30 protein-coding genes are annotated in these 23,278 nt (G+C 65.8%); 12 read left to right on the forward strand and 18 right to left on the reverse strand.

Annotated elements, in window-relative coordinates:
• Positions 1 to 73: 73 nt before the first annotated feature.
• Both KUV65_RS06050 and KUV65_RS06055 read right to left on the reverse strand, forming a co-directional pair.
• Positions 74 to 664: a thioredoxin family protein gene (locus tag KUV65_RS06050; RefSeq protein ID WP_222188496.1), complete on the reverse strand. Its 591-nt coding sequence runs from the start codon at positions 662 to 664 to the stop codon at positions 74 to 76.
• A gap of 30 nt (positions 665 to 694) precedes the next feature.
• A complete protein-coding gene (locus KUV65_RS06055) occupies positions 695 to 1,435 on the reverse strand; it encodes a cytochrome c biogenesis CcdA family protein (protein WP_222188498.1) in 741 nt (246 codons plus the stop codon).
• 97 nt (positions 1,436 to 1,532) lie between these two features.
• Between KUV65_RS06055 and KUV65_RS06060 the strand changes: the two genes are divergently transcribed.
• The 3 genes from KUV65_RS06060 (at position 1,533) to KUV65_RS06070 (ending at position 3,480) form a co-directional block, all read left to right on the forward strand.
• The gene (locus KUV65_RS06060; RefSeq protein WP_222188500.1) at positions 1,533 to 1,901 is read left to right on the forward strand and encodes a thioredoxin; all 369 of its coding nucleotides are present in this window, start codon (positions 1,533 to 1,535) and stop codon (positions 1,899 to 1,901) included.
• A 36-nt stretch (positions 1,902 to 1,937) separates the two neighbouring features.
• Positions 1,938 to 2,363, forward strand: a complete 426-nt coding sequence (locus KUV65_RS06065; RefSeq protein WP_374107055.1) for an ArsR/SmtB family transcription factor — start codon at positions 1,938 to 1,940, stop codon at positions 2,361 to 2,363.
• 61 nt (positions 2,364 to 2,424) lie between these two features.
• Positions 2,425 to 3,480, forward strand: coding sequence for a YeeE/YedE family protein (locus tag KUV65_RS06070; protein ID WP_222188502.1), 1,056 nt, complete (start codon positions 2,425 to 2,427; stop codon positions 3,478 to 3,480).
• Positions 3,481 to 3,515: 35 nt separating this feature from the next.
• Here KUV65_RS06070 and KUV65_RS06075 read toward each other — a convergent pair whose 3' ends face one another.
• Complete coding sequence (locus KUV65_RS06075) at positions 3,516 to 4,364, reverse strand: fumarylacetoacetate hydrolase family protein (protein ID WP_222188504.1); 849 nt, start codon at positions 4,362 to 4,364, stop codon at positions 3,516 to 3,518.
• 137 nt (positions 4,365 to 4,501) lie between these two features.
• On the opposite strand from KUV65_RS06075, the gene KUV65_RS06080 reads away from it, so the two are divergent.
• A complete protein-coding gene (locus KUV65_RS06080) occupies positions 4,502 to 5,428 on the forward strand; it encodes a ribokinase (RefSeq protein ID WP_222188505.1) in 927 nt (308 codons plus the stop codon).
• 7 nt (positions 5,429 to 5,435) lie between these two features.
• Here KUV65_RS06080 and KUV65_RS06085 read toward each other — a convergent pair whose 3' ends face one another.
• The 6 genes from KUV65_RS06085 to phnD form a co-directional block, all read right to left on the reverse strand.
• Positions 5,436 to 6,641, reverse strand: coding sequence for an NAD(P)/FAD-dependent oxidoreductase (locus tag KUV65_RS06085; protein ID WP_222188507.1), 1,206 nt, complete (start codon positions 6,639 to 6,641; stop codon positions 5,436 to 5,438).
• A gap of 70 nt (positions 6,642 to 6,711) precedes the next feature.
• Positions 6,712 to 7,329 (reverse strand): chloramphenicol acetyltransferase, encoded by a 618-nt coding sequence (locus KUV65_RS06090; protein ID WP_222188509.1) that lies wholly within the window; start codon positions 7,327 to 7,329, stop codon positions 6,712 to 6,714.
• Positions 7,330 to 7,340: 11 nt separating this feature from the next.
• Positions 7,341 to 8,198, reverse strand: coding sequence for a phosphonate ABC transporter, permease protein PhnE (gene phnE / locus KUV65_RS06095; RefSeq protein WP_222188512.1), 858 nt, complete (start codon positions 8,196 to 8,198; stop codon positions 7,341 to 7,343).
• A complete protein-coding gene (phnE, locus tag KUV65_RS06100; protein WP_222188514.1) occupies positions 8,198 to 9,139 on the reverse strand; it encodes a phosphonate ABC transporter, permease protein PhnE in 942 nt (313 codons plus the stop codon). The genes phnE (KUV65_RS06095) and phnE (KUV65_RS06100) overlap by 1 nt, the downstream gene beginning before the upstream one ends.
• Positions 9,140 to 9,150: 11 nt before the next feature.
• Positions 9,151 to 9,957 carry a phosphonate ABC transporter ATP-binding protein gene (gene phnC, locus KUV65_RS06105; protein WP_222188516.1) on the reverse strand — a complete coding sequence of 269 codons (807 nt, stop codon included), beginning with the start codon at positions 9,955 to 9,957 and terminating at the stop codon, positions 9,151 to 9,153.
• A 98-nt stretch (positions 9,958 to 10,055) separates the two neighbouring features.
• A complete protein-coding gene (phnD, locus tag KUV65_RS06110) occupies positions 10,056 to 10,985 on the reverse strand; it encodes a phosphonate ABC transporter substrate-binding protein (protein WP_222188517.1) in 930 nt (309 codons plus the stop codon).
• Positions 10,986 to 11,413: 428 nt separating this feature from the next.
• Between phnD and KUV65_RS06115 the strand changes: the two genes are divergently transcribed.
• Both KUV65_RS06115 and KUV65_RS06120 read left to right on the forward strand, forming a co-directional pair.
• Positions 11,414 to 12,565, forward strand: a complete 1,152-nt coding sequence (locus tag KUV65_RS06115) for an alpha-D-ribose 1-methylphosphonate 5-triphosphate diphosphatase (RefSeq protein WP_222188519.1) — start codon at positions 11,414 to 11,416, stop codon at positions 12,563 to 12,565.
• A gap of 12 nt (positions 12,566 to 12,577) precedes the next feature.
• Complete coding sequence (locus tag KUV65_RS06120; protein WP_222188520.1) at positions 12,578 to 13,411, forward strand: sugar phosphate isomerase/epimerase family protein; 834 nt, start codon at positions 12,578 to 12,580, stop codon at positions 13,409 to 13,411.
• 70 nt (positions 13,412 to 13,481) lie between these two features.
• Here KUV65_RS06120 and KUV65_RS06125 read toward each other — a convergent pair whose 3' ends face one another.
• Complete coding sequence (locus KUV65_RS06125; protein ID WP_261331601.1) at positions 13,482 to 14,648, reverse strand: alpha-D-ribose 1-methylphosphonate 5-triphosphate diphosphatase; 1,167 nt, start codon at positions 14,646 to 14,648, stop codon at positions 13,482 to 13,484.
• A gap of 25 nt (positions 14,649 to 14,673) precedes the next feature.
• Here KUV65_RS06125 and KUV65_RS06130 point away from each other — a divergent pair, with 25 nt between their 5' ends.
• On the forward strand, positions 14,674 to 15,360 hold the full coding sequence (locus KUV65_RS06130) for a DUF1045 domain-containing protein (RefSeq protein ID WP_222188521.1): 687 nt from the start codon (positions 14,674 to 14,676) through the stop codon (positions 15,358 to 15,360).
• On the opposite strand, the gene phnN is transcribed toward KUV65_RS06130, so the two are convergent.
• From phnN to KUV65_RS06155, 5 genes are read right to left on the reverse strand one after another with little or no spacing between them, the layout of a single operon-like run.
• Positions 15,342 to 15,884, reverse strand: coding sequence for a phosphonate metabolism protein/1,5-bisphosphokinase (PRPP-forming) PhnN (phnN, locus tag KUV65_RS06135; protein ID WP_222188522.1), 543 nt, complete (start codon positions 15,882 to 15,884; stop codon positions 15,342 to 15,344). The genes KUV65_RS06130 and phnN overlap by 19 nt on opposite strands.
• The gene (gene phnL, locus KUV65_RS06140; RefSeq protein ID WP_222188523.1) at positions 15,884 to 16,564 is read right to left on the reverse strand and encodes a phosphonate C-P lyase system protein PhnL; all 681 of its coding nucleotides are present in this window, start codon (positions 16,562 to 16,564) and stop codon (positions 15,884 to 15,886) included. Before phnL ends, phnN begins: the two co-directional genes overlap by 1 nt.
• A gap of 11 nt (positions 16,565 to 16,575) precedes the next feature.
• Positions 16,576 to 17,346: a phosphonate C-P lyase system protein PhnK gene (gene phnK, locus KUV65_RS06145; RefSeq protein ID WP_222188524.1), complete on the reverse strand. Its 771-nt coding sequence runs from the start codon at positions 17,344 to 17,346 to the stop codon at positions 16,576 to 16,578.
• Entirely contained in the window at positions 17,316 to 18,020 is a 705-nt protein-coding gene (locus KUV65_RS06150; protein WP_222188531.1) for an alpha/beta fold hydrolase, read from the reverse strand. Before KUV65_RS06150 ends, phnK begins: the two co-directional genes overlap by 31 nt.
• Positions 18,017 to 18,877, reverse strand: a complete 861-nt coding sequence (locus tag KUV65_RS06155) for an alpha-D-ribose 1-methylphosphonate 5-phosphate C-P-lyase PhnJ (RefSeq protein ID WP_222188533.1) — start codon at positions 18,875 to 18,877, stop codon at positions 18,017 to 18,019. The genes KUV65_RS06150 and KUV65_RS06155 overlap by 4 nt, the downstream gene beginning before the upstream one ends.
• Before the next feature lie 23 nt (positions 18,878 to 18,900).
• On the opposite strand from KUV65_RS06155, the gene KUV65_RS06160 reads away from it, so the two are divergent.
• Together KUV65_RS06160 and KUV65_RS06165 are read left to right on the forward strand one after the other, a co-directional pair.
• Positions 18,901 to 19,083: a hypothetical protein gene (locus KUV65_RS06160; RefSeq protein ID WP_222188535.1), complete on the forward strand. Its 183-nt coding sequence runs from the start codon at positions 18,901 to 18,903 to the stop codon at positions 19,081 to 19,083.
• 131 nt (positions 19,084 to 19,214) lie between these two features.
• Entirely contained in the window at positions 19,215 to 19,403 is a 189-nt protein-coding gene (locus KUV65_RS06165) for a hypothetical protein (RefSeq protein WP_222188538.1), read from the forward strand.
• A gap of 2 nt (positions 19,404 to 19,405) precedes the next feature.
• Here the strand turns inward: KUV65_RS06165 and KUV65_RS06170 are convergent, their stop codons facing one another.
• The 3 genes from KUV65_RS06170 to phnG are packed head-to-tail and all read right to left on the reverse strand — an operon-like array spanning position 19,406 to position 21,546.
• Positions 19,406 to 20,497 (reverse strand): carbon-phosphorus lyase complex subunit PhnI, encoded by a 1,092-nt coding sequence (locus KUV65_RS06170; protein WP_222188540.1) that lies wholly within the window; start codon positions 20,495 to 20,497, stop codon positions 19,406 to 19,408.
• A gap of 3 nt (positions 20,498 to 20,500) precedes the next feature.
• On the reverse strand, positions 20,501 to 21,070 hold the full coding sequence (gene phnH, locus KUV65_RS06175) for a phosphonate C-P lyase system protein PhnH (RefSeq protein ID WP_222188542.1): 570 nt from the start codon (positions 21,068 to 21,070) through the stop codon (positions 20,501 to 20,503).
• Entirely contained in the window at positions 21,070 to 21,546 is a 477-nt protein-coding gene (phnG, locus tag KUV65_RS06180) for a phosphonate C-P lyase system protein PhnG (protein WP_222188544.1), read from the reverse strand. Before phnG ends, phnH begins: the two co-directional genes overlap by 1 nt.
• A gap of 97 nt (positions 21,547 to 21,643) precedes the next feature.
• Between phnG and phnF the strand changes: the two genes are divergently transcribed.
• Genes phnF through KUV65_RS06195 form a run of 3 tightly spaced genes read left to right on the forward strand, consistent with a single transcriptional unit; the run spans position 21,644 to position 23,277 of the window.
• Complete coding sequence (gene phnF, locus KUV65_RS06185; protein WP_222188546.1) at positions 21,644 to 22,357, forward strand: phosphonate metabolism transcriptional regulator PhnF; 714 nt, start codon at positions 21,644 to 21,646, stop codon at positions 22,355 to 22,357.
• Positions 22,358 to 22,412: 55 nt separating this feature from the next.
• A complete protein-coding gene (locus tag KUV65_RS06190) occupies positions 22,413 to 22,802 on the forward strand; it encodes a carboxymuconolactone decarboxylase family protein (protein WP_222188548.1) in 390 nt (129 codons plus the stop codon).
• A 1-nt stretch (position 22,803) separates the two neighbouring features.
• Positions 22,804 to 23,277, forward strand: coding sequence for an SAM-dependent methyltransferase (locus KUV65_RS06195; RefSeq protein WP_222188550.1), 474 nt, complete (start codon positions 22,804 to 22,806; stop codon positions 23,275 to 23,277).
• Position 23,278: the final 1 nt, after the last annotated feature.

Consider the following 23,278-nt stretch of genomic DNA (forward strand, 5'->3'; position numbering starts at 1 on the left):
GACGAACTCGCGTTACGATTGCAACAACACATTTGGTTTTTTGAATACAACTCTCGCGAGACCCGAATTTCCATCAGTCGGACGCGCCGATCCGCTGGCCCGAAGCAGCCCGTTCGTTAAACATTCTCGCATGATAACGTTGGAAATCTTCCTGACCGTCATAGCCCTCGGCCAGCACCCAGTTGAGCAGGTCGTACATGGTGGGCGCGCCGAACGCTCCGGGCATGGTGACGACCGCGGCCTCGGCGCCGCTCAGGCCATCGGGCACCTCCGAATCGAAGAAGAGAATCGTCGGCGTGAACATGTTCCGCCAGCGCCGGGCAATATCGCTTTCCGACATGACTTCGCCGTCGAAATCGGTCACCTCGGTCGCGCCATGCATGTTCAGCCGGACGAAGAAGAACTCCTCCGACAGCATCTCCTCGATCTCGGGAACGACGAAGACCTCTTCGTGCATGCGCGTGCAGTAGATGCAGCCCCGCTGCTCGATGATGACGGCGAAACGCTTGCCCTCGGCGTTGGCGTCCCCAAGATCCTCGCGCAGGTCGCGGAAGGTTTCGTGCAACCACTCCGCCTCGTGCAGGCCATCCCCGTTCAGCGTCTGCGCCGCTGTTGCGAGCGGCGCGACGGCGATCATGGCCGCGGCGATCACGGTTCTCAGCATTCTAGTCTCCTCCCAGGTTGAGGGTGCCCGTCAGCCCATCTGACGGAAGACCTCGAAATTCTCGATCATCCACTGGCCGATGTAGTTGAGGGCGTTGGTGGCGATCAGCACGCCAAAGACCACCAGGAGCACGCCCATCGTCTTCTCCACCGCGCCAAGATGCCGGCGAAAGCGGCCCATGAGCTTCATGAAAGGTCCGACGAAGGCGGCCGCCCCGATGAAAGGCAGCGTCATGCCCAGACCGTAGGACGTCAGCAGGATGGCCCCCTGCCCTGCCGTCTCGGTGCCTGCGGCGGTGAACAGGATCGCGGCCAGAACGGGGCCCACGCAGGGCGTCCAGCCGAATGCGAAGGCGAGGCCGATCAGGTAGGCCCCTCCAAGGCTGAGGTTGCTGACACTTCCGGTTTCGGCACGCCATTGGCGATTTAGAAAGCCGATCTTGAAGACACCGAGGAAATGCAGGCCCATCACGATGATCAGCGCCGCCGCGATCCAGCGCAGCACGTCGAACCAGTCGCGCAGCAACTGCCCGAACACCGAGGCCGAGGCCCCGAGGCCGACGAAGACGGTCATGATCCCGGCGGCAAAGATCGTCGCGGCGAGAATCGCCCGCGCCCGGACGGCCGCGGTGGCCCCTCCGCCCTCCGCGACCTGATTGACGCTTACACCGGCGAGATAACTCAGGTAGAAAGGGACCATAGGTAATATGCAGGGCGACAGAAACGACAGGAGTCCTGCCACGAAGGCACCCCAGATGGTTACATCGAACATGACTCCTCCCAAGCCATCACATTCAGGTATTCAGATTAGAAACGCTTTTCGAACGCCGTCAATCGAAACGCGAAAACCCAAGCGCGCCATACTCGCCATGGTAGTGGCGCTTGGGAGCCTCCTGCCCCTGCCTGCACTGGCAGACCTGCAATTGGTCATGATCGAGCAGACGGGCTGTTTCTATTGCGCACGCTGGCATGAAGAGGTTGGCGATGCCTATGACCGCACGCCCGAGGGCGCGGTCGCGCCCTTGCGGACGCTGCAACTCTCCGAGCCCATTCCGGATGACCTCGACATACAGGGACGCGCGGTGTTTACCCCCACCTTCATCCTTGTCTCCGATGGTCAGGAAGTGGGCCGCCTGGAGGGCTATCCCGGTGAGGACTTCTTTTGGGGACTGCTTCAGCGTATGATCGAGCAGACAGGCGTGGATTTGGAAACGGAGGCCGCAGGCGCGACCAACTGATTGGCGCAGCGGGTAAAGACATTGGCACGGACCGCAATGGGTTTCAGCGAGATCGCCGATTTCATCGGTGTGGAAAAGACCGACGCAACGGCGAAGACGCCTCCGCGCGGCCACCGTCCGCTGACCCGCGCGACCATTCTGCCGGCACCGGGAGAACCCATGGATGACGCCACCTGGCGGCTGTTGCGCGACCATGCGCAGGAGGCCTCTGATTTCCTGAAGGCCATCAGCCACGAAGGCCGTCTCATGATCCTCTGCTCGCTAGCCGATGGCGAGAAGTCCGTGACCGAGATCGAACAGCTGCTGTCCTCGCGGCAGGCGGCGATCAGCCAGCAACTCGCGCGGCTGCGCCTCGAAGGGCTGGTGACGGCCCGACGCGAGGGAAAACAGATCTTTTACAGTTTGACAGATGACCGGGCCCGCCGGATCATCGAACAGGTTTACGAGTTGTTCAGCAGCTAAACGCTTTCCCGCCGAACGATAATGATCGCGGCGCGGACGTTCAGCCACGCAGGGAGGGAACATGCTCGACATTCTCGGGGAGACCGGGGCCGTCCTGCTGATCGGGCTGGTCGGCGGGATCATCCTGGGCCTCGCGGCCCGGGTCGGCCGCTTTTGCACGCTCGCCATGGTCGAGGACGCCCATTACGGCGATGACACCAGTCGCCTGTGGCTGTGGGTCATGGCCTTGGGGACGGCCATGGGCACCAATTACGCGCTGCAGGCCATGGGTCTGATGGAGATCAGCCAATCCTTCTACATCACGAACGCCTTCCCGATCCTCGGGGCCGTTCTGGGTGGACTGATGTTCGGCTACGGCATGGCGCTGGCGGGAAATTGCGGCTTCGGGCATCTGGCCCGGATCGGTGGCGGCGATTTGCGCTCGCTCGTAATCGTTCTGGTCATGGGCGTGACGGCGATGATGGCGATCTCGGGCCTGCTGGCCGCGCTGCGCATCCAGCTATTGCCGGTGGTTTTCTCGCCCGAAACCCCGCAGAGCTATCCGCACGCCATCGAACGTCTGACCGGCATCGATTCCTCTTTGATCGGCCTGGCCTTGGCGGTTGTCCTGATCGTCGCGGCGATCCGCTTCCTGCCGGCGCACCGTCGGGTCTCGCACCTGATCTGGGGGGTGGTCGTGGGCCTGACGATCACCTCGGGCTTTTACGGCACCTATTGGGTGACCAACACCGGCTTCGAGGTGTTTCCGATCCTGTCGCACAGCTTCACCGCGCCGGTTGGCGACACGATTCACTACGCGATGTTCTCCAGCGGGCTCGACCCGAAATTCGGCATCGCGTCGGTCGTGGGCGTCATCATCGGCGGCGGTATCGGCAGCGTGATCCGCTTCGGGTTCCATTGGGAGGCCTGCGACGACCCCCGCCAGTTGAAGCGCCAGCTTGCCGGAGCCACCCTAATGGGGTTTGGCGCGGTCATGGCCGCGGGGTGTTCCGTTGGACAGGGCCTGTCGGCCTTTTCGATGCTCGCCTATACCGGTCCGATCACCGCGGCCGCGATATGGGCGGGGGCCTGGTTCGGCCTGCGCCAACTGATCGTGGGCTTTGCAACCCAGCACTGAGGGCAGCGCCGGCATGGCCGGCGCGCTTGGTCCCCTCAGGCATTCCAGGCGATGGTGCGCTGGCGTTGCGTGCCCAGCCCCTCGATCCCGCAGGCGATCTCCTGCCCTTCGCGCAGATAGACCGGCGGTTTCTGCCCCATGCCCACGCCCGGCGGCGTTCCGGTCGAGATGATGTCGCCCGGCTGCAGGCTCATGAACTGGCTGATATAGCTGACCAGGTGACGGACGCCGTAAACCATCGTGGCGGTCGATCCATTCTGGTAACGGTGGCCATCCACCTCCAGCCACATGGCCAGCGCCTGCGGGTCGGCAACCTCGTCCGCCGTCACCATCCACGGGCCGGTCGGCCCGAAGGTATCGGCCGACTTGCCCTTGACCCATTGGCCCGCCCGCTCGATCTGGAACGCACGCTCCGACACGTCATTAACGATGCAGTAGCCCGCGACATGGTCCATCGCGTCGGCCTCATCGACGTAGGATGCGGGTTTGCCGATCACGATGCCCAACTCGACCTCCCAATCGGTTTTCTCCGATCCGCGCGGGATGCGGATATCGTCGTTCGGGCCGCAGATGGCACTGGTCGCCTTGAAGAACAGGATCGGTTCGGGCGGGATATCCATTCCGGCCTCGGCGGCGTGATCGGCGTAGTTCAACCCGACGCAGACCATCTTGCCGATGTTCCCAACACAGGCGCCGATGCGCGGCGCGCCCTCCACCAAGGGCAGGCTGGACGGGTCGATTGCGGACAGGGACGCCAGGCCTTCAGGCGTCAGAACCGCGCCCGAGATGTCACCCACATGGTCCGAAAGGTCGCGCAGACGCCCCTCGGCATCCAGAATCCCCGGCTTTTCCGCCCCGGCCTCACCATAGCGCAAGAGTTTCATGTCCCGACCTCCCGTTACCTGACGTGTTGCCACGGGTTTGCCCAAGCGTTGCGCCGCCTGCAAGCGGCAACTGCCCATGGACGCCCGCCCACGGTTGCGCCAGCATGGCGAAAACGGATCGAGCGGGAGGGGTACAGATGACCCATGACATCGTGATACTTGGTGTGTTCGTGGCGGATACGGCCTATCGTGCCGCGCGATTGCCCCGGATGGGGGAAACCCTGATCGGCTCGGGCTTTTCGCTCGGGCCTGGGGGCAAAGGCTCCAACCAGGCGGTCGCGGCGGCACGGGCGGGCGGCGACGTGGGATACCTGACCAAGCTGGGCGATGACGATTTCGGCGCGATGGCCCGCGAGATCTGGGCCGAGGCCGGGGTGACGTCGCTCGCCACGATCGATCCGACGGGCTTCACCGGGGCGGCGTTCATCTTCGTGGACGAGGCCACCGGCCAGAACGCCATCATCATCAGCCCGGGCGTCGGCGGCACGATCGCACCTGCCGATGTGGCGGCGCAGGCGGGCGCGGTGCGCTCGGCGAAAATCGTGATGACGCAACTGGAACAACCGCTGGATGCCGCCGAGGCGATGCTGCGCACCGGGCGCGAAGGTGGCGCGGCGACCATCCTGAACCCCGCCCCAGCGCAGGATCTGCCGGATGCGATGCTGTCCTTGTGCGACTACGTCACCCCGAACGAGACCGAAGCCGAAGGTCTGACCGGGATCGCCGTCACCGACCTGGCCAGTGCCGAGGCCGCGGCGCGATCCCTGCTGGCGCGCGGGGTCCGCAAGGCGGCCATCGTGACGCTGGGTGAAAACGGCGCGCTTTGGGTGGACGACACGCGCGTGGTTCACAGCCCGCCCATGTCCGCCGGGCCTGTCGTGGACACCACGGGGGCGGGCGATGCGTTCAACGGCGGGCTGGCCGTCGCCTTGGCCGAGGGTCGTTCCCCGGACGATGCCATGCGCTTTGCCACTGCAACAGCCGCCCTCTCGGTGACACGCCCCGGCACGGCACAGGCCATGCCGACGCGCGCCGAGATCGAGGCGTTGCTGGCGGGCGCCTGACCCCGCTTCAGATGATCGCCTTTTCAAGGAACGGGCGGTTTTCGAGAATGCGCTCCACGCCCAGTTCCGACAGGTCCAGCGTCTGGTAGCTGCCGTGGACGATCAATTCGGCCACGGCCCGCCCCGTCGCGGGGGCCTGTTGCAGCCCATGGCCTGAAAAGCCGTTGGCGCAAATGAAGTTCGGGCAATCCGGGTGCCGCCCCACGATCAGGTTGTGATCGAGCGTGTTGTAATCGTAGTGACCCGCCCAGTGGCGGATCGGCTTGATCGCCTCGAAGGCCGGGGACCGTTCGGCGAGGGCCGGCCAGATGATCTCTTCGAATTCATCGTGGCGGGGATCGAAATCGTCCCAGTCGACGGCGGGGTCCTCCAGCGGCGGCGCGCCGGTCAGAAAATAGCGCCCCTCGGGGCGGCAATAGACGCCGGTCGGGTCGATCATCAGCGGCAGGCGACCGCCATTCACCGTGGCCGTGCCTTGCGGGCTTTGGGCGCAATCGAACACGAAAACCGTCCGCTTCCTCGGCTCGATGGGCAGGTCGAGGCCCGCCATCCGCGCCACCTTGGCCGCTCGTGCCCCCGAGGCGTTGACCACCGTCCCGGCAGAGATTGTGCGGCCCGACTTCAGAACCACGCCGGTGACGCGTCCAGCCTCGGCAACAAGATCCACCACCTCGTCAGCCAGGTATTCCCCCCCCTGCGCGCGGGCCTTGGCCCGGAATCCGTGCATCAGCCCGGTATTGTCGAACCACCCCTCACCCGAGCGGCCATAGGCGGCGAGCCGGATATCGGCGACATTCAGATGCGGAAAGGCGCGGGAGAGCGCCTCCTGGTCCCAAAGCACCACGTCGGCACCGCAGGCGGTCTGCACCGCGTGGTTCTCGCGCAGGATGCGCTCGGCGGTTTCGTTATTCGCAAGATAGAGGTAGCCGCCCTCGTGGAAATGCAGGTCCGGACCGGGGCCATCGACCGCCACGGACTGTGCGAAATCCCGTATGACCTCAAGCCCGTACTGGCTGATCTTCACGTTGATCTCGTTGGAAAACTGCGTTCGGATCCCCGAGGCCGACAAGCCGGTCGATGCGGTCGCGTAACTGGGGTCGCGTTCGACCACCAGAACGCGCCCGTTGAAATCGGGGTCAGAGGTCAGGTAGCACGCCACGGCAGAGCCGATGACGGCCCCGCCCACGATCACCACGTCATAGCTATCAGCCATCTTTCCCCGCCTCGCTGCACGCAACTTGCCCTAGCGCGGGACCCGGCAGGCTGACAAGACACCCGGGCGCCTAGCGGTATTTCTCGATGAAAGCGTCGATGGAAAGTGCCCGGAAATCGGGCAGCGCCGCGCCGAAGGTCTCGTGCGACCAATCCCACCACGCGATCTCCATCAACGCGTCCGCCTGTGCCGGCGTGAAGCGTCGCTTGATGGGTTTCGCCGGAACGCCTGCGACGATGGTGTAGGGATCGACATCCTTGCTCACCACGGCCCCTGCCCCCACGACGGCCCCGGTGCCGATGGTGACACCGGCCAGAACCGTGACGTTATGCGCGATCCACACATCATGGCCGACGGTGACCCAATGATCCTTGCGCCATTCGAAGAAGTCACCCTCGTCCTCGCCGAACCCGTATTGCTCGGCCCGGTAGAGCGCGTGATGCTGGCAGGCCCGCCATGTCGGGTGGTTGCCCGGGTTCAGCCGGACCATGTTGGCAATGTTCGTCCACTTGCCGATGGTCGACCAGATGACATGGCCGAACTCGCAGATGTAGGAGTAATCCCCCATCTCGCAGGCGGCCATCTTGGTGAACCGCCCGACCTCGGTATACCGGCCGAGCGTCACGTCCGCCCCGACCTCGGCATCGGGGTGAAGCGTCGGCTCCACCCCGAGTGTTTTCTTGCTCATGGCGTCATCCTTCAATCGTGGCGCACGCCGATCAGCCACAGGCGGATGCGTTTGGACAGCCAGTCGATGGCGAAGATTAGCACCAGCACATTCAACACCACGAAGGCCACCTGATCATAGAGCGATGCGCGGAAGCGCTCGATGATGATCATGCCGATGCCGCCCGCCCCCACGATGCCGAGGATCGTCGCGGAACGCGTGTTCGACTCGAGGAAATACAGCGATTGCGAGATGAAGACCGGCAGGACCTGCGGGATGTAGCCATAGCGGATGATCGCCAGCGGCCCCGCCCCGGTCGAGCGGATCCCCTCGACCTGCTTGCGGTCGATATTCTCGATCGCTTCGGAATAGAGCTTGGAAAGCGTGCCGAGGTCCGAGACGAAGATCGCCAGCACGCCCGCCAGCGGCCCCAAGCCCACGGCCCGCACGAAGACGAGGCCCCAGACCAGTTGATCCACCCCGCGCAGGATGTCGAGAAAGCGCCGCACGACATGGCGCAGGAGCGGGATCCGCATCACGTTCCTGGCCGCGAGGAAGCCCACGAACAATGCGCCGATGGTGCCCATAAGCGTGCCGAGGAAGGCCATGGCAAGGGTCTGCGCGATCCCCTTGTAGATGTTGGCATATTGCCAGTCGGCCATGTCGCGCCACACCACGAAATTGCGCAGCAGGTCCCAGACCCGTTCCGAGGCGTCGGCCAGTTTCCAGATCTCGAAATACCAAAGCGACCCGATGACATAGACCAGCGCGATGGCCCACGGCGCCCAGCGGCGGATCTGGTGGCCGATCCCGCCGAAAGCGCCGGGATGTTCGGCGCGGACGGCGGCGACCTGCGTCTCGTCCAGCGCGGACAGCGAAGCGATGCCCATCAGAAATTCTCCTTTCCGATGAAACCGTGCCGGATGCGTTCCGAGATCAGGTCGATCACGGTCACGGTCAGAACCACGAGGATGAGGACGGCAAGCACCCGGTCATCCGAGTAGAAGGAGATGACGCGGTTGAGTTCCTGCCCGATGCCGCCCGCGCCCACGAACCCGATGATCGACGAGGCGCGCACGTTGATCTCGAAGCGCAGCATGGCATAGCTGAAAAAGTTCGGCGCGACCTGGGGCACGACCCCGTAGGCCATCTTCTCGGCCCATGTGCCGCCGACCGCCGTGATCCCCTCGATCGGTCGAGAAGAGGCGTTCTCGTTCACCTCGGAAAACAGCTTGCCCAAGGCGCCGGTGGTGTGGATCGCGATTGCAAGGACACCGGCCAGCGGGCCGATCCCGATCATGAAAACGAAAACCAGCGCCAAGAGGATCTCGGGGATGCCGCGAGAGAGCTCGAACACACGGCGGGAAATCCAGTAAGCCCAGCGCGAGGGCGCCAGGTTGGCCGAGGCGGAAAAGCTGAGAATGAAGGCAAAGAACGTGCCCAGGAGCGTGGCGGTGATCGCCATCAGGATCGTTTCGAAGATCAGGCCGACATAGTCCCAGAAGTCGGTGTACCAGTAGGTGAGCGAACCGGGGACGGCGCGGCCCTCCTCGGTGCGGCCCTCGAACAGGAGATCCCATTGCAGGTCGGGGATGATCGTTCCGAAATACTCGAAGATACGCGGCACGCCGCTGGCCAGCCGATCCGGGTAGAACTGGCTGATATAGATCGACAAGCCGAGGCAGATCGCAAAACCGGCGAGAAGCAGGATGTTCCACACCCGCTTGGAGGCGCGCAATTCGGCGCGGTGCCGTTCGAAGGCGTGGACCGCATCGTGCGGCGCATCCCCCGTCGCACCGGCCGATCCGCCCATCATGATGATGTCAGACATGGGATGCTCCGTCAGGCCAGTTCGCGCACGGGCTGCGCCGCCGGGATGGAGGTCGAGGTCGCGGCCTCGTTGAAGGCTTCATGCGCTTCGGCGCCGTAGATCTCGCGCGCCATGGCAGTGGTCAGCAGGTCGGGCGTGCCGTCAAACACAATGCGACCGTCCTGCATGCCGATGATCCGGTCGCAATACTGCCGCGCGGTGTCCAGCGTATGCAGGTTGCAGATGACGGTGATGCCGTCCTGCTTATTGATGTCGCGCAGCGCGTCCATGACGATCTTGGCATTCATCGGGTCGAGCGAGGCGATGGGCTCGTCCGCAAGCAGGATCTTGGGCTCTTGCGCCAGGGCGCGGGCGATGGCGACGCGCTGCTGCTGGCCACCCGACAGCGTTTCGGCCTTTTGCAGCGCCGTATGTGCCATGCCAAGGCGGTCGAGCGCCTGAATCGCGAAGGCGCGTTCGCGCGGGGTGAAGACCTGCGCCATGGAGCGCCAGGTGGGGATGGTATGGAGGCGGCCGGTCAACACGTTGGTGATGACATCGAGGCGGCCGACGAGGTTGAACTGCTGAAAGATCATCGCGCAATCCGAGCGCCAGGCCCGCAGCTCCTTGCCCGAAAGCTGCGCGATATCCGTGTCACCGAACAGGATCTGGCCCTCGGACGGGTCGATCAGGCGGTTCAACAGGCGCAGCAGCGTGGACTTGCCCGCGCCCGAGCGGCCGATGATGCCGACCATCTGCCCGTCCGGGATCTCGATCGTCGCATTCCCCACGGCGATGTTCTCGCCGAATTTACGGGTCAGTTTCTCAAGCTTGAGCATGTGCGTCCCCTTTGCCTTCGCGGTATGGTTGTGCCCGGCCAAAAAACGACCAAGGGGCCGATGCGATCCGCACCGGCCCCGGCCAGGAGTCTCGACGTTCAGCGTGCGCCCTCGGCGGCGCGACGCATGTTGATGATCGGCTCGTAGAACTCGTGGTTGATCGGCCAGTAGCCCATCGACTCGCCGTCATTGATGGCGTCGAAGCAGGCGCGATCCTCGGTCTGCAACTGCATCATGGCGCCCATGACCAGGTCCTTCAATTCCTGGGGCAGGTCCGAACGGATCACGCGCGGGCCGTTGGTGATCAGGTTCGACTGCCAGATGATCTGGATGTCCGACATGTCGAGCATGCCGCGATCCACCATCGAGCGCAGGTTGCCGCGCGAGTAACCCTGGTTGATGTCGCCGACACCCGAGGTCCAGGTCACGCCGGCGTCATACTGACCATTCAGCACGGCGACGACGGCCTGCTCGTGACCGCCGCCAAAGCCGGTTTCACCGAAATACCCTTCGAGCGGGCCGCCCAGTTGTTCGGCCAGTTCAAAGGACGGCACCAGGTAGCCCGAGGTCGAGTTCGGGTCGGCGAAGGCGAGCGTGCGGCCTTCCATGTCCTCGATCGTGTCGATGCCGCTGTCGGCCAGCGTGTACATCACCGAGTAGTACCCGAGCGAGCCGTCGATCTGCATGGTGGTGTAAAGCGGTTCGACCGCTTCGGGGTCCTGCAGATAGATGCCCGCATAGCCCGAGGAGCCGAGACCGGCGAATTCGAGCTGACCGGCCAGCAGGCCCTGCATGACGCCCGCGTAATCCGAGGCGGGGAACAGCTCGACATCCACGCCGAGGCGCTCTTCGAGATAGGCTTCCTGGCAGGCGTGGTCGCGCAGGCGGTCGGCTTCGTTCTCGCCGCCCAGCAGGCCGATGCGGAACACGGGCACATCCTCGCGCCAATCGGCGTCCTGTGCCAGCGCGGCGGTGGAAGTGAGGGCAGTCGCACCGAGGGCGAGCGCTGCAATCGTCGGTTTCATCATGGGTCAGGTCCCTATGGCTGGTTCCGGTGGATTGGTCCGGTGCGGGGCATTGCCACGACCATCGCAGCCCACCCCGTCGAGCCGGGGTGCTAGGGGTGTTTTGTGACCGTTCGGCGAAACCGAGATGAAAGATATGTAAACACGCGCCAAGCGATTGATGCGGTGTGTGCTTTGCACGAGTCGACCTCGACGGTTGCCGACACAACCGGCGGTCGGCGGGATCGACAAACCCCGTATTTGTTGACTTTTTCGCCCGAAAAGTGCGCAGCCGGGCGGGATACAACCGTTGGCCCGCGATTCGACGCGGCGCCGCGCGGCGGCTGAATTGGGCAGCCCCCCAAACTGTCACCAAAACATCATCCCGGCGGCATGCCCCCGTTACAAAACGCGCCTTCTACGGGGCATCTCCAGTCGCAAGGACAAGACCGATGTTCGATCAGGCCGATTCCGCCACCCTGACCCTTGGCAATGCCCGCATCGTCACGCCCGATGGCATCGTCGAGGGTGGCCTCGCCATCGACGGTGGCCGTATTTCGGGACTGACGGACGCCCGCGACGGGCGCGACCTGGCGGGGGCCTTCCTGATCCCGGGCATCGTCGATCTGCACACCGATCACGTCGAGCGCCACACACATCCGCGCGGCGGCGTCATCTGGCCCTTCCTCCCCGCGCTGATGGCCCATGACGGGGTGGTGATTTCAGGCGGCACCACCACCGTGTTCGACAGTCTTTCGGTCGGCGCCTCGATGAAACGTCCAGAACGGCGCGAGATTCTCGAACCCCTCGTCGCAGCTATGCTCGAAGGACAGGAGCGCGGCCTGTTCCGGGCCGAGCACCTTCTGCACCTGCGCTGCGAAATCTCCGACCCGGCAACCATGGCGCTCACCGATGCCACCGTCGGCCTGCCGATCAGCCGCCTCGTCTCGGTCATGGATCACACGCCCGGTGACCGGCAAAGCCCCGATGTGCAGCGCTGGTTCACCCACATGATCCACGAGATGGAGGTCGATGAAGAAACCGGCCGCGTCATGATGGAGGACCTCTTTGAACGCTCCCGCACCTGCGGGGCCGAGGTGCGCGCCCATGTCATCGCGGCATCGCAGGCCGCGGGCCTACCCCTGATGAGCCATGATGATCGCACCGAGGCCCATGTCGACCAGGCCGTGTCCGAGGGCATCCATATCTCGGAGTTTCCCACCACGCTGGCGGCCGCGCGCCGGGCGCGCGAGGCTGGCCTGGCCATCATCGCCGGCGCGCCCAACTACCTGCGAGGCGGGTCGCAATCGGGCAATGTCGCGGTGGCCGACCTGCTGGCCGAAGGTCTCGTCGATGCACTGGCGTCCGACTACATCCCGCGCTCGCCCTTGGACGCGGCGTTCGCCATTGCCGCCGATCCGGCCCTGCCCCTCGATCTACCTGCCGCCCTCGCCCTCGTGACCCATGCGCCAGCGCATCTCACCGGCCTTTCGGATCGCGGCGCGATTGCCGAGGGGCTACGCGCCGACCTCGCCGCCGTAAGGATCGAGAACGGCCAGCCGGTCGTGCAGGCAGTCTGGCGCGAAGGCCGACAGGTGTTTTGAAGGGAGGCGCAGATGACCCCGCTCAAGATCGGTGCCGCCCTGATGGTGGCCGACCTGCCCCACTTCCGTGACTGGCTGATCGCCGACCAGCGCGATCTGGAGGTTCAGGATTTCCTGCTCCCCGAGGTGCTGCTCGGCGACTGGCAGGACCGCGTGGCTACTGCCAAGGCCCATCTCGACGGGTTCGAGGGGCGTTTGGGCATCCACGGTCCCTTCTATGACCTCGCGCTCGACACTGCTGACCCCGAGATCGCCCCCATCGTCGCGCGGCGCTACGTGACCGGGGTGCGAACCGCCGCCGCCCTTGGTGCGTCGCAAATCGTAATCCATTCGCCCTATACGACATGGGACTGGTTCAATCTCGGAAACAATCCGCGTGTGGGCAACACCCCCTCCGCTGCGGACCGCAAGATCGAGCGGGTCCACGCCATTCTGCGCGAGGCCGTCGCGGTCGCCGAGGCCGAGGGCGTCACGCTGGTCATCGAGAATATCGAGGATATCGATCCCGGTTTTCGCCGCGATCTGGCCACCAGTTTCGGGTCGGACGCGGTAAAACTCTCGATCGACACCGGCCACGCCCATTACGCCCATGGCGCGACCGGTGCGCCGCCGGTCGATTACTTCATCGCCGATGCCGGGCCGCTTCTGGCCCATGTCCATTTGCAGGACGCCGATGGGTTCGCCGACCGTCACTGGGCGCCCGGGCGCGGCACGGTGAACTGGCACGCGGTCTTTGCGGCCATCGCCGCCCTGCCCCAGCGTCCGCACCTGGTGCTGGAACTGTGCGAGGCTACCGACATTCCCGCCGCCATGGCCTATCTGCAAGGTCAGGGTCTTGCCTGTTAAAGGCACCAGCGCGCATCACCCCGCGCCCAAGCGCCGAGGCGGGTTCAAGGCCCGCCGAGGCGCTTCCCCCTTACGCGACGCGGTTGCCCGCCGACCAGACGCCGCGCAGCACCGGCACGCCGCGCACGGTGGCGAAGCGGATCAGGTCGGCGCGCATTCCTTCGGCCAGTTGCCCGCGATCCATCAGGCCCGTTGCCTGAGCCGGGGCGGTCGACACCGTGGCCATGGCCCGCGCCATGTCGCCCCATATCTCGCCCAGCTTCACCGCCGCATAGAGCAGCGCCGCCGGAACGTAGTCCGACGACAGGATGTCGAGCAGGTCGGCCTCGGCCAGCTCCTGCGCCGCGACATTACCCGAATGCGATCCGCCGCGGATCAGGTTAGGCGCGCCCATCATCACCTTGATCTCATGCTGGTGGCAGGCGCGTGCGGCGTCTTCGGTCGTCGGAAACTCGGCCAGCGCAATCCCGTGTCCGGCCGAGCGCGCGACATGATCCACCGTTGTATCGTCATGGCTCGCCAGCACGGCGCCGAGGCGCTGCGCGGCCTCGACCGCCGCCCGTTCATGCCCATCGCGCACCCGCGCGCCCAGCGCCGTGCGGCTTTCCACGTGTTCGAGGAAAACCTCCTCGGACAGGCCGTGCTTGCCCTTCATGTAGGTGCGATACTGGTCGATATCGGCGAACTGGCGCTGGCCGGGCGTGTGATCCATCAGGCTCAGGATGCCGACGCGATCCGCAGGCGCGAACTGCGCCAACTCCTCGACCAGCGTTTCCGAGCAGATCTCGGCGCGCAGGTGGATATGGTGGCTGATCTTCAGCGCCCCGGCCCCGCGCATCTCCAACAGCTCATGCGCCAGGTCGCGCGCATAGCGGGACCAGCCGACCCCGCCCTTGCCCTCGATAGAGCCCACGCGGATCGCGTCGAACACGGTGGTGATGCCGCAGGCCGCCAGCTCCGCGTCATGGGCCACGATGGCCGCGTCATGGGGCCAGTGCGCCGAGGGGCGCGGCCGGATGTGGCGTTCGAGGTTGTCGGTATGCAACTCGATCAACCCGGGCGCCACGTAATCGCCCGCGCAATCCACGGCGCCCGCCGGCACCTTCGGGCCAGTCGAGATCTCGATGATCTCGCCACCGCGCATCGTGACCGCTCCCGTGACCTCCCCCGAAGGCAGGATCAGGCGGGCATTGGCAAGCGTCAGCGTGTCGGGCATCAGGGCGTGGTCCTTGGGCATGATTTGGTCAACCGGAGCAGGGAAAATGGATAGGTTCAAGCGCTATGGCATCTACGCGGTTCCCGAGGGCGCGCTTTACCGCGCAGGCTCGGATTGGCTGGGGTGGGACAGCGCGGCGGGCAAGGCCGTCGCGCAGCCGCAGGTGCCGGGCCTGCCCACCGCGCCGGAGGGTCTGACGGCGACGCCGCGCAAATACGGGTTTCACGGGACGATCAAGCCGCCCTTCCGCCTGGCCGATGCGGAACAAGCCGATGATCTGGATGCCGCCACCCGCGCCTTTTGCGCCACGCGCGCGCCCGTCGTGATCGACCGGCTCGAGGTGCGCCGTCTCGGCGGGTTTGTGGCCATCGTGCCAGCCGCACCCAGCGCGACACTGTCCGATCTGGCCGCAGCGACCGTCGAGGCGCTCGACGGTTTCCGCGCGCCCGCGACCGAGGCGGAGTTGGAGAAACGCCGGAAATCCGGCCTCTCCGTGCGGCAAGAGCAGAACCTGCTCCGCTGGGGCTATCCCTACGTGATGGAGGAGTTCCGGTTTCACATGACGCTGACCGGCAAGCTCTCTGGTACCGACGCGGAGGCCACGCGCGACGCGCTCAGCGCACAGTTCGCCCCGGCCCTGCCCGAGCCGTTCATCATCGACAGTCTCTGCCTGATGGGCGAGGACGATCAGGGGATGTTCCACCTCGTCCAACGCTACACCTTCTCGGGGTAAAGCGCGGCCATGGCCTGCGCCACCGCAGCGCCAAGCGTGCCGGAATTGTCGATCTCGGTGACGTGCATGCCCTCGGGGATCTCGGGCGCGGAGCGGGCAAGGCGCTTGGCGATCTCGGCCTCCGTCTCTCGCGCGCGGCCTTCCAGCCGGGTGATCAGCACCTCGGGCGTGGCGTTGATATGCAGAACGTGGACATCGTCGAAAACGCGGCCCGCCTTGACCAGCACCGCGCGCGACAGGTTGGCGAGCACGTCACGCCCGCTGCGCAGGATGGCATGCACCTCGCGCGGGATGCCGTAGCTCAGGCCATGCGCCTGCCAATGCAGCGCAAAATCCCCGCCCGCCGCCCGCGCCGCGAACAGGGCGGGACTGATCCCGTCGAAGGCCTCGCCGCCCGCCGCCTCGGGCCGCGTGATGACCCGCCGCGCGCGGTAGAGATCGGGACGCGCGGCGCAGAGCGCCTCCATCACGCTGTCCTTGCCGACGCCCGAAGGCCCGACCACCGCGATGAAGCGCCCGGTCATCAGGCCGCCCTCGGGGTGAAGGCCGAGACGTCGATCTCGCGATCCGCGACCCGCTCGCGCGCATCAAGGTCATGGAAGATGCCGATAATGGCCGCCCCTCCCGCCTTGGCCTCTTCGATCAGGCTCAGGACCGTCTCGCGGTTGGTGGCGTCAAGGCTGGCCGTGGGTTCGTCCAGCAAGAGCGCGGGATAGGCATGGGCAAAGCCGCGCGCAATGTTCACGCGCTGCTGTTCCCCGCCCGAGAAAGTGGTGGGCGACAGCGACCAGAGCGTTTCGGGAATGCGCAGCCGGGTCAGCAGATCGCGGGCACGGTCCAAGGCCTCTCCCTCGTTGCGGCCCAGCGCCAGAAGCGGCTCGGCCACGACCTCGAGCGTGGGCACGCGCGGCACGACGCGCAGGAACTGGCTGACATAGCCCAGGGTTTCGCGCCGCAGCGCGAGGATGTCCCGCGGCTCGGCACGGGTGATGTCGATGCCATTGATCCGCACCGATCCGGCCTGAGCGAGGTAATTGCCGTAAAGGATGCGCATCACGGTGGATTTCCCCGCCCCGCTTTCCCCGGTCAGCGCCACGCATTCGCCCGGCGCGACCGAGAACCCGGCCCCTTCGATCACCGGGATGACGGCGCCCCCCTGGTTGTGCAGCGTGAAATTCTTGGCAAGGTCTTCGACTTGGATCATGGGACGCCCCCTCAAACTTGCAGAACCGAGCTGACGAGCAGCTGCGTATAGGCCGCTTGCGGATCGTCCAGTACCTGGTCGGTCAGGCCGGTTTCGATCACGTGGCCGTCCTTCATCACCATAAGCCGGTCAGCCAACAGGCGTACGACAGCAAGGTCGTGCGTGACGACGATGGCACTGAGGCCCATGCGCCGCACCAACCCGCGGATCAGGTCGAGAAGACGCGCCTGCACGCTCACATCCAGGCCCCCGGTCGGTTCGTCCATGAACACCAGCCGGGGCCCGGTCACCAGGTTGCGCGCGATTTGCAGGCGTTGCTGCATGCCGCCGGAAAAGGCCGAGGGACGGTCGTCGATCCGCTCATCCGCGATCTCGACCCGGCCCAGCCAATCAAGCGCCTGTTCGCGGATGTCGCCATAATGCCGCGCGCCAACGGCCATCAGGCGCTCGCCCACGTTGCCGCCCGCACTGATCCGCATACGCAACCCGTCTCGCGGGTTCTGGTGCACGAAGGCCCAATCGGTGCGGCCCAGCATCCGGCGTTCAGGCTCGGACATTTGCAGCACGTCGCGCGGCCCCTCGGCCCGCGTGTCGAAAATGACCTGCCCCTCGTCCGGGGCCAGATGCCCGGCGAGGCAGTTGAGCAGCGTCGACTTGCCCGAGCCGCTTTCTCCGACGATCCCCAGCACCTCGCCGGGATAGAGGTCGAAGCCCACATCGGCGCAACCGATCCGCGCGCCGTAGCGTTTCGTCAGGCCGTGAACGGATAAAAGCGGGGGCATGAATGCATCTCCAGGAAACGGGTCATCATCGGGTCGATCGTGTCGGGCGCATCGAAGGGCAGCATGTGGCCGGCGTCGATCTCGACCAACTCGGCCTTGGACAGGGCGGCATAGGCGCGCCGCTCCATCTGGCCGGTCAGCATGCTGTCACGCCCCAGCAGGCACAGGACCGGCATCGTCAGCCGCGACAGCAGCGGACGGCCATCAAAGCGCGCCGTGGCCACCATCGCATCCTGGAACCCGCCGCGGTCCATCGCCGTGATCCGGTCGCGGATGGCCGGGCGGGCGGCCTCGTTGGCGGTGCGCCGCGCCATCATGCGGGCGAACCCGGCCGGGCCGGGAAACCGCGAGAAGACCGGCGCCGTCCAGACGCCCAGCCGCTTCGGCATCCAGTCGGGCAACGACAGGGGCACGTCGACCAGGACCAGCGCGCGGCAGCGCGCAGGCAGCTTGGCCGCCAGCGCCATGGCCACCATCCCGCCCAGCGAATGGCCGACGATGGCAAAGCGCGACGGAAGGCTGGGTGCCAGCGCCTCGGCATAGGCCGCGACCGTGCCCCCCGCGCGTGGCGCAGCGCCGTGGCCGGGCAACTCGGGCCACAGGCCGCCCTCGGCCTCCGGTCCCCAGTGCAGCCCGTTCAGGCCCGTCCCGTGCAGCCAGACGCAATCGCTCATGCAGGCACCTCCGCCCCGGCGACCCCGACATGCCCCGCCGCGCGCCGCGAGGCGCAGAAATCGGTATCGGAGCAGACGAACATGCGGCTGCCCTTGTCGTCGGTGATGACCTCGTCGAGGTAGCTGTCCTCGGCCCCGCAGAGCGCGCAAGGGTGCGGCGCCTTGGAGGGATCAAACGGGTAATCCTCGAAATCGAGGCTGACGACTTTGGTGTAAGGCGGCACCGCGTAGATCCGCTGTTCGCGCCCGGCCCCGAACAGCTGAAGCGCCGCGCTTTCAAGCTTGGGGTTGTCGAACTTGGGGATGGGCGACGGGTCCATCACGTAGCGCCCCTCGACCTTCACCGGGTAGGCATAGGCGGTCGCAATCTCGCCGTGCCGGGAGATATCCTCGTAGAGCTTCACATGCATCAGGCCGTAATCCTCCAATGCATGCATGCGCCGCGTCTCAACCTCGGAGGGTTCGAGGAAGCGCAAGGGCTCGGGGATCGGAACCTGGTAGACGAGGATCTGATCCTCGGTCAGGGGATCTTCGGGGATGCGGTGACGGGTCTGGATGATCGTCGCCTCGCACGTCCGCTCGGTCACCGCGACACCCGCGGTCTTTTCGAAGAACTTGCGGATCGACACGGCGTTCGTCGTATCGTCGGCCCCCTGGTCGATCACCTTGAACGTATCGTCCGGGGTCAGGCAGGCCGCAGACACCTGAACACCGCCGGTGCCCCAACCATAGGGCATCGGCATTTCGCGCGAAGCAAAGGGCACCTGGTACCCCGGCACGGCAACCCCCTTCAGGATCGCACGGCGGATCATGCGCTTGGTTTGTTCGTCAAGATAGGCGAAGTTGTAATCAGACATGGGACCCTCGGAGGGGATTTGCGATGGAATGGCTGTTTTGGGGCTTTGCCGGTCTTGTCGCCGTGGTGGCGGCAATCATCGGTGTTGCGCTGTATGTCGTGCTGATCCGCGACCGCGACGCCCCGAACCAGGGGCCGCGCAAACAGCCCCGCCCCGGTCGGATGCCACGATCCGACCCGCGCCGCGGCGTGCCGAAATCGCGCTGAGAGACGGCCGTCGTCACACGACGCGCATGCGGTCGGGATCGGCGGCGGCGATCATGAGCCCGACCATCGCAAGCCCTGTTTTGGCCTTCTTCGCCTGACAGGCTGGCCCCGTAACGGACTAGAGAAACGCAATGGCCGACATATGGATCATGCTCGCCATCGGTGCGCTGTTCGCCTTGGTCCTCGGGCGCTCGGCGATCATCGCGTTCTGGCCCGAAAGCGAGGCCGCCCGGTTCTACGAATTCCATCTCGGCGCCATGGACCGCGTCGTCGACAGCAATGACGATGACGGCGGCGGCGATGGTGGTGGGGGCGACTAGGCTCATTCCGCGGCGTCTTTCAGACCTGTCTGCATCGCCTCGGCGCGCAGGCGTCGGATCAGCTCCAGCTCGGACTGGAAATCGACGTAGTGCGGCAGCTTGATGTGCTCGAGGAAACCGGTCGCCTGGACATTGTCCGAATGGTAAAGGACGAATTCCTCGTCCTGCGCGGGCGCGCCGACATTGTCTTCGCCTAGTTCCTCCCACCGCAGCGCCCGGTCGACCAGCGCCATCGAGATCGCCTTGCGCTCGGTCTGGCCGAAGACAAGGCCATAGCCACGCGTGAACTGCGGCGGCTCGGTTTTCGAGCCGGTGAACTGGTTCACCGTTTCGCATTCGGTCAGAACGACCTCGCCGATCTCGATGGAAAAGCCCAACTCGGGGATCTCCATCTCGACCGGCACAGTGCCGATGCGAAGCTCCCCGACGAAGGGGTGATTGCGCCCATAACCGCGTTGCGTGGAATAGGCCATCGACAGAACGAACCCCTCGTCCCCGCGCGTCAGCGCTTGCAGGCGCAGCGGACGGTCGGCGGGAAAGTCGAGCGGTTCCCGCGTCAGGTCGCGGGGCGTCTCGGGGCCGTCGGGTTCAGACTGGATCAGGTCTTCGCGGGCCAGGAACTCCGTTACATGGGGCAGCGGGGCCTGGGCCGCTTCACCCTCGGCCACGTCGGGCGCGTCCAGCCCCTCGGCGGCCAGGGCGAAATCCAGAAGCCGGTGCGTGTAGTCGAAGGTCGGGCCCAGCACCTGCCCGCCGGGCAGATCCTTGAAGGTCGCGCTGATGCGCCGGTCGCAGTCCATCGCGCCGGTCTCGACAGGTCGTGTCGCACCGAAACGCGGCAGCGTCGTGCGATAGGCCCGGATCAGGAACACGGCCTCGATCAGGTCCCCCCGCGCCTGCTTGATCGCCAGCGCGGCGAGGTCGGGATCATAGAGCGACCCCTCGGCCATCACGCGGTTCACGGCGAGGCTGAGTTGTTCGCGGATTTGCGCAAGGCTCAACTCGGCCACGTCCTTGTCGCCACGCCGCTCCTCGGCCAGCCACGCGTGGGCGTTGTCGATGGCGCGCTCTCCGCCTTTCACGGCCACATACATGGGTCAGACCTCCTCGACGCGGGTGGAGCGCGGCAGGCCCGCCACGCGGTCGCCGCAGGTGAAATAGGTGTCGAAGCCGAGCGGGAACTGGCGACGGTTGGCCCGGAAGGCCGCAACCTCCGGCAGGGAAAGGCGAGCGCTGTCCTTTATGCCGGGGCCGGTCAAGACCGCGCCGGAATTGTCGAGCGTATCGATCTCGACGATCAGCGTCGCCGCGCGATCCGGGTATTCGGACGTGCCGACCGGGAACCGGGTGACGGGCTGCAACGCCGCCCAAGTGCCGAGCGCGAACATCGCGTGTTCAGGCCCGACAAAGGGCGCGCCGGTGTGAAAGGTGATCCACCCGCGCAAGGCATCGCTGTCATGGGACGGGGCAAGGTAAAGGCCGGTCGTCGCGTCGCAAAGGGTCAGGAGCAGCGCACCTGCCGCCCCCGACGCCGGCGCAGGCGGGCGCGCCCCGGCCAGCGTCTCGATCCGTCCGGGCCGGGACAGGGCCGTCAGCGCCGCCCGAAAAGCATGGGCCGCATCGCGGGGTGGATCGGCGAAGCCGCCGTCGAGATACTGGGCCTGCATCAGTTTTCCCCCCGCACCATCGTGAAGAACTCGACCTTCGTGGCGGCCGCTTTTGCCGCGCGCGTGGTCTTTCTCGCCTCGGCCTCCGCGCGCAGCGGCGCCAGGATGGCGGCGTCCAAGGCGTCCGCCTCGCCCTCTTCGGCCAGCGCGTCGATCAAGGCGGCCAGCAAGGCCGCGTCACGATCCCGCCCCTGCACATGACCATGCCCAACGGCGCCGCTATCCAACCGCACGGAACAGCGCGTCACCGTCATCTCACCAAGATTGAACGGGGCCCCGGTGGCCCCTGCCCGGCCGCGCACCATGACGGCCCCGACCTCGGGCGCGCGCAGGACCTCGTGTGCAGGAAGATCAGAGCTGTAGTTGGCCCAGAGCGCCCGCAGACGGGCACTCGGTGCCTTGGCCAAGGTGGACAGCCGGGCCTTGCGCGCTGCGATGGCTGGGTCGTCCGGCGCTTTGGATGCAGAGATCGACATCTTTTCAGGTTGTCCATATTTATATACAACTATACAAATTGATACGGCGCAGCCTGAGTCGGCACAAGCCCCATTGACGTGAAGATTTGGTGACAGCATGGGACGTTCCCCCCTTTGGACCGCGATCCGCGACCGGCTTTCCGAGGAAATCGCCGATGGCCATTACGGACCCGGCGACAAGCTCCCGACGGAACTGCAACTAGCCGAGCGCTTCGGCGTGAACCGCCATACGGTCCGCCGCGCGCTGGCCGATCTGGCCGAGGCCGGAACCGTTCACGCCCGGCGTGGTGCGGGGGTTTTCGTGCGCCACCGGCCAACGCTCTACCCCATCGGGCGGCGCGTGCGCTTTCACCAGAACCTCATGGCCGCGGGCCGCATTCCTGAAAAACGCATCCTGCATCTCGAAACCCGCGCCGCAGGGCCCGAAGAAGCGGAGGCATTGGGGCTCACCGAAGGAGACGAGGTCCATATCTACGAGGGACTCAGCCTCGCCGATGGCGCCCCGATCGCGCTGTTCCGCTCGGTCTTTCCGGCGGCCCTCTTCCCCGACATGCTGCGCGCGTTGCAAGAGACCCAATCCGTCACCGCCGCCTTCAAGGCCCACGGCCTTGCCGACTACACCCGCGCCCGTACCGAGATCACCGCCAAGACGGCGCAGCCAACCCTCGCCGCTCACTTGCAGCTGCCCGCCGGGGCCGCGATCCTGCGCACGATCAGCGTGAACGTGGATGGCGACGGTCGCCCCGTCGAATATGGCCGCACGTGGTTTGCCGGCGACCGCGTCGCCCTGACCATGGGCGAGGATGGTTGATGCCCCGCCCGGCGTGGCGCACACTCCAACTCAAACACCATGAGGGAGGACACGTATGGGCACGTTCGACGAAGATCTGTTCGAGAAAGGGATGGCGCGGCGCAAGGCCACTTTGGGCGAGGAATACGTCGCCAAGAGCTTCGAATCCGCCGACGACCTGACCCAAGGATTTCAAGAAGCGATGACTGCCTGGGCCTGGGGCTTCGGCTGGGGCGATGACGCCATCGACGCCAAGACGCGCAGCCTGATGAACCTGTCGATGCTGGGCGCGCTCGGCAAGATGCACGAATGGGAAATCCACTGCCGCGGGGCCATTCGCAACGGTGTCACGCGCGACCAGATCCGCGCCGCCGTGCATGTCGTGGCGATCTATTGCGGCGTGCCCCAGGCGCATGAGTGTTTCCGTGTCGCCCGCAAGGTCCTGGACGAGGAAGGGATGCTCTGACGTGGCGGACACCATCACGATGCGCCCCATCGGACGTGTCATCTCGGACCGGACGGAACCCATTGACGACGACTGGGACAGCATCGCCGCGCGGATCGAGTTGGACCCGGCGCAGTTCACGGCCGAGGCCTTGATGGGCCTCGAAAGCTTTTCCCATACCGAGATTGTCTTTCTGTTCGACCGGGTACCGGACGCGAAGATCGAAACCGGGGCGCGGCATCCGCGTGGCAACCCCGACTGGCCGCGCATCGGCATCTTCGCACAGCGCGGCAAGAACCGCCCGAACCGCATCGGCGTAACGGCTTGTCGCGTGCTGAAGGTCGACGGCCTGACCCTTCATGTTGCGGGCCTCGATGCGATCAACGGCACGCCGGTGCTGGACATAAAGCCTGTCATGTCGGGCTTCGCCCCGCGCGGCCCCGTGACGGAACCGGATTGGGCAAGCGCGTTGATGCAGGGCTATTGGAGTCGCTGAG

This window comes from Maritalea mobilis, assembly GCF_019800885.1.
GTDB classification, from domain to species: Bacteria; Pseudomonadota; Alphaproteobacteria; order Rhodobacterales; family Rhodobacteraceae; genus Roseibacterium; species Roseibacterium beibuensis.